Origin of the sequence: Anaeromyxobacter oryzisoli, from assembly GCF_022690765.1 — a bacterium.
Taxonomy (GTDB): Bacteria; Myxococcota; Myxococcia; order Myxococcales; family Anaeromyxobacteraceae; genus Anaeromyxobacter; species Anaeromyxobacter oryzisoli.
Window position 1 is genome coordinate 1 of the sequence record NZ_JALCZA010000034.1, and the last position, 14757, is coordinate 14757.

9 protein-coding genes are annotated in these 14757 nt (G+C 75.2%); all 9 read left to right on the forward strand.

Annotated features, from left to right (window positions below; translation table 11 throughout):
* Positions 1-2060: tetratricopeptide repeat protein (locus MNZ27_RS12260; RefSeq protein WP_242394363.1), on the forward strand; the 2060-nt coding region annotated here is incomplete at its 5' end.
* Complete coding sequence (locus MNZ27_RS12265; RefSeq protein WP_242394364.1) at positions 2057-2359, forward strand: hypothetical protein; 303 nt, start codon at positions 2057-2059, stop codon at positions 2357-2359. The genes MNZ27_RS12260 and MNZ27_RS12265, both read left to right, overlap by 4 nt.
* A 25-nt stretch (positions 2360-2384) precedes the next feature.
* Positions 2385-3719: an AgmX/PglI C-terminal domain-containing protein gene (locus MNZ27_RS12270; protein ID WP_242394365.1), complete on the forward strand. Its 1335-nt coding sequence runs from the start codon at positions 2385-2387 to the stop codon at positions 3717-3719.
* Between the two features lie 66 nt (positions 3720-3785).
* Positions 3786-8456, forward strand: coding sequence for an FG-GAP-like repeat-containing protein (locus MNZ27_RS12275; protein WP_242394366.1), 4671 nt, complete (start codon positions 3786-3788; stop codon positions 8454-8456).
* Positions 8457-8542: 86 nt separating this feature from the next.
* A complete protein-coding gene (locus tag MNZ27_RS12280) occupies positions 8543-9100 on the forward strand; it encodes a hypothetical protein (RefSeq protein WP_242394367.1) in 558 nt (185 codons plus the stop codon).
* Between the two features lie 114 nt (positions 9101-9214).
* Entirely contained in the window at positions 9215-10456 is a 1242-nt protein-coding gene (locus MNZ27_RS12285) for an outer membrane beta-barrel protein (protein ID WP_242394368.1), read from the forward strand.
* A 34-nt stretch (positions 10457-10490) separates the two neighbouring features.
* Positions 10491-11120 (forward strand): polysaccharide biosynthesis/export family protein, encoded by a 630-nt coding sequence (locus MNZ27_RS12290; protein WP_308197954.1) that lies wholly within the window; start codon positions 10491-10493, stop codon positions 11118-11120.
* Positions 11121-11999: 879 nt separating this feature from the next.
* Complete coding sequence (locus MNZ27_RS12295) at positions 12000-13511, forward strand: YifB family Mg chelatase-like AAA ATPase (protein ID WP_242394369.1); 1512 nt, start codon at positions 12000-12002, stop codon at positions 13509-13511.
* Between the two features lie 58 nt (positions 13512-13569).
* Positions 13570-14598, forward strand: coding sequence for a recombinase RecA (recA, locus tag MNZ27_RS12300; RefSeq protein WP_308197955.1), 1029 nt, complete (start codon positions 13570-13572; stop codon positions 14596-14598).
* The last annotated feature ends 159 nt before the right edge of the window (positions 14599-14757 follow it).

Below are 14757 nucleotides of genomic sequence, written 5' to 3' on the forward strand. Positions count from 1 at the left end.
AGGGCGACGAGCCGTCCGGCGTGACGCCCGCCGCCGCGGCGGCGCCGGTGCGCCCGGCGTCCGAGACCGCCGCCGGCGCCGCGCGCTCCGAGCCGGGAGCCTCCGCCACCCCGGAGACGCCGCCCGCGCCGCTCACGGCGACCCAGGCCCGGACGCACGCTCGCACCGCGTTCGCGGAGGGCGTCCGGCTCCAGGAGAGCGGCGAGCTGCTCGCCGCCGCGGCGGCGTTCGAGCGCGCGGTCGCGGTCGATCCGAAGCTCGTGTGGGCGCACTTCGACGTGGGCGTCGTCCGGGAGCGGCTCGGCGACGAGGACGGCGCGCGCGCCGCGTACGCGCGGGCCCTCGACGTGGCGCCCGGGTTCGGCCCGGCCGTCCAGAACCTCGTCCGCCTGGAGCTGCGGCGTGGGAAGGGCGCCGCGGCCGAGGCCGAGCTCCGCGCCCGGCTGGAGCGCACGCCGGACGCGGTGGGGCTCCTGAATGGCCTGGCGGAGCTCCACCTCGCCGGCGGGCGCCTCGACCTCGCGGAGGAGGAGTCGCGCCGGGCGCTCAAGGTGGACGAGAAGAACGTGCCCGCGATGGTGAACCTCGCGACCGCCTACCACCGCAACGGCCGGAACGAGCTCGCGCGGATGGTGCTCGACAACGCGCGGCAGATCGACGATCGCGAGCCCGCGGTGTGGAACCGCCTCGGCTTCGTCGATCTCGCGCTCGGCAACCGGCCGCAGGCGCTCGAGGACTTCCGCACCGCGGCCGCGCTCCGCTCGGATTACCCCGAGGCGCACGCGAACTACGGCGCGATGCTCGCCGACGCCGAGGACTACCCCGCCGCGGTCGCGGAGCTGGAGCTCGCCGTCCGCTACGCGCCGCGGTCGCCCGGGGTCTGGCTCGACCTCGGCAACGCGTACCGCGGCGACAAGCAGTTCGTGAAGGCCGAGGAGGCCTACCGGAAGGCCGAGGAGCTCGAGCCGGGCCTCGTGGACGTCCAGTACGACCTCGCGGTGCTCTACCTCGACGGCGACAAGCCCGGGCTCCCCGCGCTGGCGCGCCTCGAGCAGGCGCTGGGCTTCTTCGACACGTACGAGGCGAAGGGCGGCAAGGACGCGCGCATCGCCGGATACCGCAAGGACACCGCGCGCGCCATCGATCGCGAGAAGAAGCGGCTCGCGCGCGCCGAGAAGGATCGGCTCCGCAAGGAGGCCGAGGCGAAGAAGAAGGAGGAGGCGGAGCGCAAGGAGGCCGAGGCGCGGGCCCGCGCGGCCGCCGAGGAGGAGGCGCGGCGCGCGGCGGAGGCGGCCAAGATGCCGGCCTCGAGCGGCGCGCCCGCGGCGATCGCGCCGGCGGCGGGGGACGGCTCGCCCGTGACGATTCCGGCCGCGGCACCCGCACCGGCAGCCACGACGGGCTCGGAGAGCGCGCCGGCACCGGCTGGTGATTCGAGCGCGACGCCTGCGCCCGCCGCGGCGCCTGCACCGGCCGCCGCGCCTGCACCGGCCGCCGCTGCTGCACCGGCCGCGGGATCCGCACCGGAGACCGCGAGCGCACCCGCGGCAACGACCGCACCGGCGGCGACTCCGACCGCGCCTGCACCGGAGAGCGCGGGGGCGCCCGCCGCAGCGCCCGTGTCGCAGACGACGACTGCACCGGCGACCGCGAGTGCCCCGGCGGCGCCTGTTCCGACGGCGGCGCCTGTCCCGACGGCGGCGCCTGTCCCGACAGCGGAGCCTGCCCCGGCGGCCGCAATGGACGCGGCGCCTGCAGCGGGAGCGACGCCCGCGCCGGCGGCCTCCGAGCAGCCGGCTGCGTCCACAGCGGAGGCCGCGCCCGCACCGGGGGCGACAACCGCGCCGGAGGTGGCACCTGCGCCGACGGTGTCGCCCGCGCCGGCGGCGCCCGTTCCCGCGGCGACGCCCGCCGCGTCCGCCACGCCGGCCGCGGCCTCCGAAGCGAATCCGGGCGCGGCGCCGCAAACGGACGTCATGGCGGCGCCGGCCGCCGCTCCCGCGTCTGCTCCGAGCGTGAAGGAACAGGGCGCGGGTGAGGAAAGGAGTGACAACAGATGACGGCCAGGCGTGCGCTTGTAGCGGTCTTCCTCGCCGTGCTAACGATCGGTGCGGCCCCCGCCGGGGCGCAGAGCGCGGACGCCGAGAAGGGCGCCGCGGCGAAGAAGGAGGGCACCGCGGCGAAGAAGGAAGGCCCGCGGAAGGTCATCCAGGTCGAGGAGCTCAAGGTGGAGGGCCGGATCCAGAAGCCCCAGGCGATGTTCCTCATGCCCAGGGCGAACTTGAGCTACGGAGACCTCGATCGCTCGGAGCCGTTCGTGCCGAAGGTGAAGAGCGCGGTGCAGAAGAGCCCGTTCTAGCAGGGGCGAGGAGCAGGGGAGCGCGATGGCGGCTCAGCAGCGGAAGGTCCTCCGCGTCGGGGTGATCCGGGGCGGACAGATCGTCGAGGAGCGCGTGCTCCCGGCGAACCAGCCCGTTTCGATCGGCACCGCGTCGACGAACACGATCGTCGTCCCGTCGGCGAAGCTTCCGGCGTCGACGCAGGTGTTCGCCTGCCGGGGAGGGCAGTACGCGCTCCTGTTCGCGGAGGGGACGCAGGGACGGATCGAGGGCGGGCAGGGCAGCGCCGCGGACCTCTCCGCGCTCGTCTCGCAGGGGCGCGCGAAGCCGCAGGGGGCAGGGCTCGCCGTGCCGGTCCGCGAGGACGAGCAGGGCAAGCTCGTCCTCGGCGACGTCACCGTGCTCTGGCAGTTCATGGCCCCCGCCGCCGAGGCGCCGAAGGCCGTCCTGAAGAGCAACCACTTCCAGAGCATGGACCGGCTGTTCGTGTCCGTGCTGGTCGGCTCCTTCCTGCTCCACTCCGGCGTGTACGTCGCCCTCGCGAACACGGAGCTCCCGAAGGAGGTCACGCTCGAGGAGATCCCGGAGCGCTTCGCCAAGGTGCTCATCCCCGACAAGCTCCCGAAGCCGCCCCAGGCCGAGGAGAAGAAGGCCGAGGAGGTCACCGAGGCGAAGGCCGAGGCGAAGAAGCAGCGGGAGGAGAAGAAGGCCGCCGAGGCACCCGAGCAGACCGCGGAGCGGAAGGCGGCGCGCGCGGCCGCGGTCGCGAAGGCCGTCCAGTCGAAGGGCATCCTGAAGGTCCTCGGCGCGCTCGGCCCGAGCACCGGCGGCGGCGCGGTCGCCGACGTCTTCGGCTCGGGCGGAGGCATGGGCGACGTCGCCTCGGCGCTCTCCGGCGCCGGCGGCGTCGCGGTCGCGACCGATCCCGGCGCGGGTGGCGGCCGGAAGGGCGGCGGGGAGGGTGGGAAGGCGTCCATCGGCGCCCTCGCCACGACCGGCGGCGGCTCGGTGGGCTACGGCGCCAAGGCCGAGGTCAACGTGAAGGTGTCCGGCTCCGTCCAGGCGGACGAGGCGGAGGTGGACTCCTCCGAGATCGACCAGGGGCGGCTCGCGAGCTTCGTCCGCGCGCGCATGGGGCTCATCAAGGCCTGCTACGAGAACGCGCTGAAGCGGAACCCGAGCCTCAAGGGCAAGGTCTCGATCCGCTTCACCATCCTCGAGACCGGCGGCCTCGCGGACATCTCCGCCGCGGTGAACACGCTCGCGACGCCGGAGGTGGCCTCCTGCATCGTGGGCACGATGCGGACCTGGCGGACGCAGTTCAAGCCGTCCGGCCCGGTCACGGTCGAGTATCCGTTCGTCTTCTCCCCGACGAACTAGGACGGCGCCGCGCGAGGTCGCCGTCCCGGCGACCTCCGCGAGCTCTGCCAGGGGGCAGGATCGGCGATGAAAGAGCTCCTCCTCGCGGTCGCGCTCGGAGCGGGCGCCCTCTCCAACTTCCCACGCGAGTCCGGCGGTCGGATCTCGCACCCCGCCATCGGCGTCGTCGTGGGCGGCGCGCCCGCGGTGATCGTCCCCGCGGGCGAGCTCCTCACCGCGTTCCACGCCGGCGGCAAGACGCCGGCCGGCTTCCCGTTCCTGCTCGGGATGGACGAGGTCGCGAGCGGCGCCGCCGCCGCGGCCGACATGGACGGGGACGGGCGGGCCGAGATCGCGGTCGCGACGGCGTCCGGGAAGATCTTCCTGTGGAGCGGCGCGGTGGTCCCCGGGTACCCGGTCGCGACCGTCGGGGCGGGGGTGAAGGCCGGGGTGTCGTTCGGCGACGTGGACGGCGACGGGCGCCCCGAGCTCCTCGTCGGCGACGACCAGGGCCGGATCCACGCGTTCAAGAAGGGCGGCGCCGAGGCGCGGGGCTATCCGGTCCAGGTCGGGCGCGCGATCACGAGCCCCGTCTCCGCCTCGAGCTTCGGCGGCGGACGCGCGATCGCGGCCGGCTGCGGGGACGGACGCGTCGTGGTCCTCGACGCCGCCACCGGCAGGCCGCGGCCGGGGTTCCCGCTCGCCACCCACTTCACCGTGTCCGGCGCGCCCATCTTCGTGGACCTGGACGACGACGGCGAGATGGACCTCGTCGTGGCGAGCCAGGACTTCTCGGTCTACGCGGTGAACGCCAAGGGCGAGCCCCTCCCCGGGTTCCCGGTCTCCGCCGGCTACCGGCTCTACGAGGCGCCCGCGATCGCGGACCTCGACGGCGACGGCCGGCTCGACGTGGTGTTCGCCTCGGCCGACGGCTTCGTCCACGCGGTGGACCGGACCGGCAAGGCGCTCAAGGGCTTCCCGGCGCGGGTCGGCGCGCGCCTCTTCGGCGGCGCCGTGATCGGCGACGTCGATCGTGACGGCGCCCTCGACGTGGTCGTGGCGACCGCGGACGGCGCCGTCCACGCCCTCTCGCGGACGGGCAAGCCGCTCGCCGGCTTCCCCGCGGCGGCCGCGGGCGAGGCGACGGCGACGCCGCTCCTCTACGATCTCGCCGGCGACGGGTCGCTCTCGGCGTTCGTCGGGGTGTCGTCGGGTGCGCTGCACGCGGTCCGCGCCCCGCGCCTCGGCCCGGGGGTGGCCGCCGCGCCCTGGCCCGGGCCCGGCCGCGACGCCGCGCGGAGCGGCCGCTACGGGCCGAACCCGCCGACGTACAAGGACCTGAAGCTCGAGCCCGCCCGCCCGCGGGTGGGCGACGCCCTCGGCGCCCGCTGGCGCGGCGTGTGGCTCGACGCCGGCCCCGGCGAGAAGCTCGCCACGCCGCGCATCGAGTGGTTCCGCGACGGCCAGCCGGTGAAGGAGCTCGAGGGGCGGCGCGATCTCCCGGCCGGCACGGCGCGGCGCGGCCAGCGCTGGCGCTTCGTCCTGTCGCAGCCGAAGGGCGACTCCCGCGCGGAGGGGCCCGAGGTGACGATCGCCGACACCGCGCCGGGCGCGGCGCAGGTCGCGCTCGAGCCCGCGCACCCGACCCGCGGCGCGGCGGTCAAGGCGGTGATCGCCCGCCCCGCGGCGGACGCCGACGGCGACGCGCTCACCTACCGGATCGAGTGGCTGCAGGATGGGGCCGAGACCGGGATCACCGGCGAGACGTTCCCGGGCGACCGGATGAAGAAGGGGGCGCTCCTGGCCGCCCGCGTGGTCGCCTCGGACGGCGAGCTCCAGGGGCCGGCCGGGATCGCGCAGGCGCGCGTCGCCGACACCGCGCCGGGCGGGGTGAAGGTCGCGCTCGAGCCGCAGCAGCCGAGCCGCACGGAGCCGGTGCGGGCTCGCGTCGCCGCGCCCGCGCTGGACGTGGACGGCGACCCGATCGCCTATCACTACAGGTGGAAGGTCAACGGCGAGGTCCGGAACGTCCCCCTCGCCTCGGCCGAGCTCCCCGCCGGCCTCTTCCGCAAGCACCAGAAGGTCACGGTCGAGGCGCGCGCCTTCGACGGCGACCTCGAGGGCCCGCCCGCCTCCGCCGAGGTCGAGGCGAGGAACTCGCCGCCGACGGCCCCCCGGGTCGTGATCCTGCCCGAGCGCCCGCGGAAGGGCGACGCCCTGCGGGCCGCCTTCGCGGCGTCGGCCGTGGACGCGGACGCCGATCCGCTCTCGTACCGCTTCACCTGGCGCAAGAACGGCCAGCCGCTCCCGGTCGCCGGCGACGGCCGCGAGGTGCCCGGGACCGAGGTCGCGCGCGGCGATCGGTTCGAGGTCGCCGTGGTCCCGAACGACGGCGAGGTGGACGGCCCCGCGGGCGTCGCCAGCGTCGCAGTGGTGAACACCCCGCCGACGTCCCCCCGCGTCGCCATCGAGCCGGCCCACCCGAAGGGCGGCGAGACCTTGAAGCTCGTGGTGGTCGAGCCGGCTCGGGACGTGGACGGCGACGCGGTCCGGCTCGGCATCGCGTGGACGCGCGAAGGGCGCCCCACGGGCACCGGCGCGGAGACCCTCGCGCCCACCGAGTTCAAGAAGCACGATCGCGTGCGCGTGGTCGTCACGCCGCGCGACGGCGAGGAGGCCGGCGAGCCGGCAGCCTACGAGGTGGTGGTGGACGACGCCGCGCCCACGGCGCCGGTCGTGGCGTTCCCGTCGGAGCGCCACACCGTCACCGCGCCGCTCCGGGTCGCGCTCGAGAAGAAGGCCCAGGACGCCGACGGCGACGAGCTCCGCTACCGCTACCGCTGGCTCAGGGACGGCGCGCCCATCGCGCAGCCGGACGGGACCGAGACCTCCCGGTCGGCGCCGTTCTGGACCGCCGCGGCCGAGGTCCCCACCACGCAGCTCGCGAAGGGGCAGCGCTGGGAGGTCGAGGTCCAGGCCTTCGACGGCGAGCAGTACGGCCCCTCCGCGCGCGCGGCGACGACGATCGTGAACAGCCCGCCGCCCGTCCCGAAGATCGCCTTCGCGCCGGCGCGCCCGCGCCGCGTGGACGGGCTCGCGCTCGCCATCACGCAGGCGCCCGACGCGGACGACGACGTGATCCGCTATCGCTACGCCTGGACGCGCAACGGCGAGCGCTGGGAGACGCCGCCCGATCAGGCGCAGATCCCGCGCGGCGTCGCGAAGAAGGGCGAGCGCTGGGGCGTCGAGGTCGTGGCGAGCGACGGCGAGGCCGACGCTCCCGCGACGCGCCTCGAGGTCACCATCTCGGACACGGCGCCGGGCCCGACGGCGGTCTCGCTCTGCGACGGGCCGGTCCCCGCCGGCACCGTGCTCCAGGCGCGCGTCGCCGCGACGTCGGCCGACGCCGACGGCGATCCCGTCAGCTACCGGCACGACTGGAGCGTGAACGGCTGGCCGGTGGCGGCGATGCAGGGCCAGGCCCGGCTCACCACGCCCGCGATCCGCAAGCACGACCTCGTCCGGGCGGTGGTCACGCCCACCGACGGCGAGCTCTCCGGCCCGCCCGCGGTCGCGGAGTGCCGGGTGGTGAACACCCCGCCCACGGCGCCGTCCGTCGTCCTCGAGCCGGCCGAGCCGACCGCGGGCTCCGGCGTGCGGGCCGTGATCCGCAAGCCGTCGTCCGACCTGGACGGCGACGCCATCGTCTACCGCTACGCCTGGACCCGCAACGGCCTCCCGACCCCGCACGCGGGCGCCGCCATCCCGGCGGCGGTCCTGCGCCACGGCGAGGTGTGGCGCGTCACGGTGACCCCGTTCGACGGGGAGGCGGAGGGCGCGCCGGTGGAGGTCACCGCGACGGTGAAGAACACGCCGCCGCCGGCCCCCTCGGTCCTGCTCCGCCCCGCCGCGGCCGTGGTCGGACAGGTGCTCACCTGCGACGCGCAGGTGCCGCAGCGAGACGCGGACCAGGAGCCGATCACCGTCCGTTACCGCTGGTATCGGAACGACCGGCTCGAGGCGATCGCGGAGGACCGCCCGGTCCTCCCCGCGGGCGTGATCCATCGGGACGAGCGCTGGAAGTGCGAGGCCTGGTCGAGCGACGGCCACGCGGAGAGCGCGCGCGTGAGCGCCCAGCTCACGGTGAAGGACAGCCCGCCGGCGGCGCCGCAGGTGGTGGTCGAGCCGGCGCGGGCGCGGAAGGCGGACGACCTCGTGTGCCGGATCGCGGCGCCGTCCGCCGATCCGGACGGGGACTCGGTGACGTACGCGTACGCGTGGTGGCGCGACGAGCGGCCCATGCCCGCCGGCGCCGATCCGGCCCGGATCGAGTCCTCCCGGATCGCCAAGGGGCAGCGGTGGCGCTGCGCGGCCACCCCGACGGACGGGACGCTCGCCGGGCCTGCGGGCACCGGCGAGCGGGTCGTCGCGAACACGCCGCCGGGACCGGCGCGTGTCCGGCTCGAGCCGGAGTCCCCTCACGGCAACCAGACGCTCAGGTGCGCCGTGGTCGATCCCTCCGAAGACGCCGATCGTGACGCGGTGCGGTATCGGATCGCCTGGTTCCGGAACGGGTCGGCCCAGCCGTTCGCGGAGACCTCGCAGGAGGTGCCTGCACGTCTCGTGAGGGCCGGTGATCGCTGGCGTTGCGAGGTGGTCCCCACGGATGGAACCGACGACGGCCCGCTCGCGGGGAGCGAGGAGGTCCTGGTGGGCCCCGGTCCGGAGGACGCCCTGTCGGCGGCAGGGGGACCGTGAGGACGATCCCTCGGTTGACCTGTCGCTCCCAACTATGTAGTCTTTCCGGGAATTTCTTTCGGGTGCGCCCAGGTGGGGAGATCATCGTGAGCCGCAAGATCGCTGGCCTGCTCGTCGCGTCGGCCCTGCTCGTCGGGAACGCGTCCGCCCAGACGGTTTCGTACGTCACGGGTGGGAACCCGGCGGGTCTGTCGGACAAGCAGAAGCTCGAGCGGGCCAGCGAGAACCTCGATCGCATGAAGGCGGCCCTGCGGCAGGTGCTCGGGCGGGTCGAGGAAGCTCGCAACGAGAAGGACGTCGTGAAGCTGAACTGCGTGAACGAGAAGCTCACGCAGATCAAGGCGCTCCTGAAGGTCGCGGAGCAGGCGGACATCGCCCTCCGCGAGGCGATCGCGATGAACGACGCGGGGAGCGACGCCGAGTACTCGAAGGTCGGGATCGCGCGGACGAAGGTGGACGCCCTCCGCGGCGACGCCGATCAGTGCATCGGTCAGCTCGCGTACGTGGTGGACGAGCGGACCACCGTCGAGGTCCAGCAGCCAGAGGGGCTGCCAGGGCGGGACGTGACGAACAACCGGCCGCCGCCGCTGCCGTCGGTGCCGGCGCCGATCGTCCGTCCACCTGCAGCGAGCAGGTTCTACTAGGCGGCCGAACGAGGCGGGGACGCCGGAGCACCGCATGAGCTCCGGCCAGGCGGAGGTCGGCCGGTCCTCCGGGACAGCAGCGGTTCCTCGCGACGCGAGGGGAGCGTGACGGGAATGTCGAAGCGGTCCAACGTCCTCATCGGAGCGCTCGCGGCCGTGCTGGTCGCGGGGCTCGCCAGGCCCGCCGCCGCGAGCGCCGGGAACGGGATCCGCCTCGGGGGCAGCGAGGGGCGCCTCCACCCGTACCTCGATCTCGAGACCCGGTACGACTCGAACCTCTACTACGCGTCGCCCGGGGTGAACGTCGCGGACGGCATCCTGCACGTCCGGCCCGGCGTCCTGCTGGCGGTCCCGGGCGAGACGACCGCCGTCGATCTCCGCGCGGAGCTCGACTGGGCCCAGTACCTCGGCCTCGAGGGGAAGACCTCCAACCTCTCCCAGCTCTACGGCGACGCCGCGCTCAGCGTCGGGGTGAACCGCCACGGCACGCTCGGCCTCGAGCTCACCGACGGCTTCCAGCGGAACGCCAACACCTCGTCCTTCTCCCTCGGCTCGGCGCTCATCTCGAACGAGAACGAGCTGCGCGTCGCGGTCCCCTGGACGCCGGGCGGGGGCGCCCTGATCCTCACCCTGGGCGGCGAGTGGCAGCTCGTGACCTACGATCCGTACCTGGACGGCACCCTCTGCACCGACCCCAACGCCCAGTGCAACTCCACGACGCTCTCCAAGCTCGGCTGGAACGAGCTGCGCGGCACCGGCGAGGTGCGCTGGAAGTTCCTGCCTCGCACCGCCTGGGTGCTCGACGGCGGGTACTTCAGCCGACTCCCCGAGAACCGGACGCTCTCGGCGAAGGTCTCGGGCTTCCGCGTGAGCACCGGCCTCTCCGGCCTCGTCACCTCGCGGCTCGTGTCCGTGCTGAAGGGCGGCTTCGGCCAGACCTCCGGCGACGTGAGCTTCGACACCTGGCTCGCCACCGCCGAGCTCGAGTGGCTCCTGAGCGAGACCTCGAGCGCCAGGCTCGGGTACATGCACGATCTCGGCACGGACTCGGGCACCGTCCTGTCCGTGTACCAGTCGAACCGCGTGTACGCCGACGCCCACGTCCTGCTCGCCGGCCGCTTCACCGGCCGCCTCGGCGGGAGCTGGGAGCGCCGGAGCTACGCGCACGTCGCCGCCGACGCGACCCTGCTCCGGATCGAGCCGGCGATCGAGGCGGAGGTGACCCGCTGGCTCCGGGCGTCGCTCGGGTACGCCTACACCGACCGGACCTCGAAGTTCCCCGCCGGCGTGACGGCGCTGCCGGGCTACGCGTACTCGAAGAACGAGGTCTGGCTCCGGAGCACGTTCACGTACTGACGCCCGCGAGCCCGAGGCGCGGCCGGCGGTTGACGTGCCCGCCCGCGTCCGGTACGACCTGCCTCTGCCGTCCGCCACCATGCTCCGCCGCCTCTCCGTCCTCTCGCTCGTGCTCGCCGTGGCGGCGTGCCGGCACGCGCCCCCTCCCGCGCCCATCCCCGCCGCGCCCGCGATCGCCTCGACGCTCGGGGCCGGGGACGTGTTCGAGGTCCGGGTGTTCCAGGAGCCCGAGCTCTCCGGCGTGTTCCAGGTCGGGCCGCAGGGCGACGTCATCTTCCCGCTCTGCCAGCGGGTCGTCGTGTCGGGCCTCACCGCGAACGGCGCGGCGGAGAAGCTCCGCGCCTGCCTCTCCGACGGCTTCATGCGGGACCCGCAGGTCTCGGTCCTCGTGAAGGAGTACAACTCCAAGAAGGTCTTCGTCTTCGGCGAGGTCCAGAAGCCCGGCACCTTCGCCTTCGAGGACGGGATGTCGATCGTCCAGGCGGTCACCATCGCCGGCGGGTTCACCAAGGGCGCCGCCCAGAACTCGACCTCCGTCACGCGCCGCGTGAACGGCACCGAGGTCAAGGTGAAGGTGAACGTCCAGGACATCGCGCTCGGGAAGGCGCCGAACTTCACGCTCGAGCCCGGCGACATCGTGTTCGTGCCGGAGAGCTTGTTCTGATCTAGCGAGGGCTGCGCCCTCGCCCCGCCGGCCCTGAGCTCGTCGAAGGGTCGTCGGGGCCCCGCTCGCGACCCCCGCTTCGCGGGGGATCCGCTCGCGGTCCCCGCGCGGAGGAGCTGCGCCCCTCCCCCCGCCTGCGGCGGGGTCCCGTCATTCTCGACGGAGCGTGCCGCCCCGCCCCGGCGGCGGAGCCGTCGGGGCCCCACCCCTGCTGCGCGGGGGCCGTGACCGCTCGCGACCCCCGCTTCGCGGGGGATCCGCTCGCGGTCCCCGCGCGGAGGGGCTGCGCCCCTCCCCCCGCCTGCGGCGGGGTCCCGTCATTCTCGACGGAGCGTGCCGCCCCGCCCCGCCGGCGGAGCCGTCGGGGCCCCACCCCTGCTGCGCGGGGCCCGTGACCGCTCGCGACCCCCGCTTCGCGGGGGTTTCGCTCGCGGTCCCCGCGCGGAGGGGCTGCGCCCCTCCCCCCGCCTGCGGCGGGGTCCCTCCACCCTGCGTGACGGGCTCGGCTGCGCCCTCGCGCCGTCGAGCGCGGGACGAGACGCTCGGTCTCCCGTTATCCGTTACCGTCACCGGCTGCTGCGTGAACCGTGAACCGGGTCGCGTGGCCCGTGGCCCGATCCCGTGGTCCGACCACGCCGTCGGATCACGGACCAGGGGCCACGGGAGGCGGGAGGCGGGCACGGGGAACGGTCACGGTCACGGGCACGGGCACGGGCACGGTGACGGTTCGAAATGGCGGCCGCGTACCCGCCCGCCGTGCCCCCCGGCTCCCGCGCGGCCGCACCGGCCGGCGCGCGGCCGGTGCGGGGCGTCGCGCGCGTCGATCTCCGGGTGATCCCGGGAGCGCGGCGTGGCACGTGCCCTGCTGAACGCCCGAGCATGCTCGTCCGCGTCCGAACCGGGGCGGTGCTCGGCGTCTCCGCGGTCCCCGTGGACGTCGAGGTGGAGTCCACGGTCGGGTTCCCGGGGTTCCACCTCGTCGGCCTCGCCGGCGGGGCGGTGCAGGAGGCGAAGGTCCGGGTCCAGGCGGCGGTGCGGAACCTGGGGGTGAAGCTGCCCCAGAAGCGGATCACCGTGAACCTCGCGCCGGGCGACCTCCGCAAGGACGGCACCGGCTTCGATCTCCCGATCGCGGCCGGCCTGCTCGCCGCGAGCGGCGAGCTCGAGCCGCCGGCGATCGAGGGGCTCCAGCTCGTGGGCGAGCTCGCCCTCTCCGGAGAGGTGAAGCCCGTGCGCGGCGTCCTGCCGCTCGCCATCGCGGCGCGCCGCGAGGGGGTGCGGGGCCTGGTGGTCCCGGAGGCGAACGCGTACGAGGCCTCGATCGTGGAGGGGCTCGAGGTCCTCCCGGTCCGCCACCTCGGGGAGCTCGTCGCCTGGGCGCGCGGCGGGACGCTCCAGCCGGCCGGGCCGCCGCCCGCGCCGCCGGAGCCGGCCGCCCCGCTCGATCTGGCCGACGTCGCCGGGCAGGAGGCGGCGAAGCGCGCCCTCGAGCTCGCCGCCGCGGGCGGGCACAACCTCCTCTTCTTCGGTCCGCCGGGCAGCGGGAAGACCATGCTCGCGCGCCGGCTCCCCGGGATCCTGCCGGCGTTCGGGTTCGAGGAGGCGCTCGAGGCCACCGTGGTCCACAGCGTGGCCGGGCTGACGCGGCACCGGGGGCTCCTCGCCGAGCGCCCCTTCCGCGCGCCGCACCACTCGATCTCCGACGCCGGCCTGGTGGGCGGGACCAGCATCCCCCGGCCCGGCGAGATCTCCCTCGCGCACCACGGCGTGCTCTTCCTCGACGAGCTGCCCGAGTTCCGGCGCCACGTGCTCGAGGCGCTGCGGCAGCCGCTCGAGGACGGGGAGGTCACCATCGCCCGCGCCGGCCGGAGCGTCACCTACCCGGCGCAGCTCATGCTGGTCGCGGCCATGAACCCCTGCCCGTGCGGCCACCACGGCGATCGCTCCCGCGCGTGCCGCTGCACCCCGCACGAGCTGATGAAGTACCGCCGCCGGATCTCCGGCCCGCTCCTCGATCGCATCGATCTGCACGTGGACGTGCCCCCCGTGCCCCCCGGCCAGCTCGGGACCGGCGGCGCGGGGGAGCCGAGCGCCGCCGTCCGGGAGCGGGTGATGCGCGCGCGCGCCCTCCAGACCGCGCGGGCGGGCCCCCGCGTCGCCCGCTGCAACGCGCGGCTCCGCGGGGCGGCGCTCCGCCGGCTCTGCGCGCTCGACGACGGCGGCCGGCGGCTCCTCGCCGACGCCGTCGCCCGCCTCGGCCTGTCGGCGCGCGCGCACGACAAGGTGCTCCGGGTGGCGAGGACCATCGCCGACCTCGCCGGCGCGGAGCGGCTCTCGGCCGAGCACGTCGCGGAGGCGATCCAGTACCGGGTGCTCGACCGGCCCACCTGACCGCCGCCCGCCCCGGGCGGCCACCCACCCGCGCGGCGCGCGGAGAACCGAGGGAGACGTGACGAAGCTCAGCGAGAAGATGAAGGCGCTCGGCCAGGCCCTGGCCGCGATCGAGAAGCAGTTCGGGAAGGGGAGCATCATGCGGCTCGGCGACGGCGCCGAGCCGGCGCCGGTCGCGGTGGTGCCGAGCGGCTCGATCGGGCTCGACGTCGCGCTCGGGGTGGGCGGGCTCCCGCGCGGGCGGGTGGTGGAGATCTACGGGCCGGAGTCGTCCGGCAAGACCACCCTCGCGTTGCACGCCATCGCCGAGGTCCAGAAGGCGGGCGGCGTCGCGGCGTTCATCGACGCGGAGCACGCCCTCGACGTCGGCTACGCGCGGAAGCTCGGGGTGAGCCTCGCGGACCTGCTCGTGTCGCAGCCGGACACCGGCGAGCAGGCCCTCGAGATCGCCGAGCAGCTCGTCCGCTCCGGGGCCTGCGACCTCATCGTGGTGGACTCGGTGGCGGCGCTGGTGCCGAAGGCCGAGATCGAGGGCGAGATGGGGGACGCGCACATGGGGATCCAGGCGCGCCTCATGAGCCAGGCGCTGCGCAAGCTCACCGCCGTCGTGTCGCGCAACGGCTCCCTCGTCATCTTCATCAACCAGATCCGGATGAAGATCGGCGTCGTGTTCGGCAACCCGGAGACCACCACCGGCGGCCACGCCCTCAAGTTCTACGCGTCCGTCCGGCTCGACATCCGGCGCATCGGGCAGGTGAAGGACGGCGATCAGGTGATCGGGAGCCGGACGCGGGTGAAGGTGGTGAAGAACAAGGTGGCGCCGCCGTTCCGCGAGGCGGAGTTCGACATCCGGTACGGGGTCGGGGTGGATCGCCACGCCGAGGCCATCGACCTCGGCGTCGAGCGCGGGCTCGTGGAGAAGTCCGGCGCCTACTTCGCCCTCGACGGCGAGCGGATCGGCCAGGGGCGGGAGCGCGCCATCGAGTTCCTCCGCGGGAACCCGGCGGCCTTCGACCGCCTCCTCGCGCGCCTCCGGGAGCCCGCGCCGGAGGAGACGCCGGCGCCCGCGGTCGCCGCGGTCGCGTGACGACGGCCCGTTGCCGGGGACGCGGGTGGAACCCCGATCGCCCCGAGCGCAGGGCCCGCGAGCCCCACGCCGCCCGGGCTCGACGCCACACGCACCGGTCGCCCTGAGCGTAGGGCCCGCGGCCCTCGTTCACGTCGGCTCCGCGCCCGCTGCGAGTCG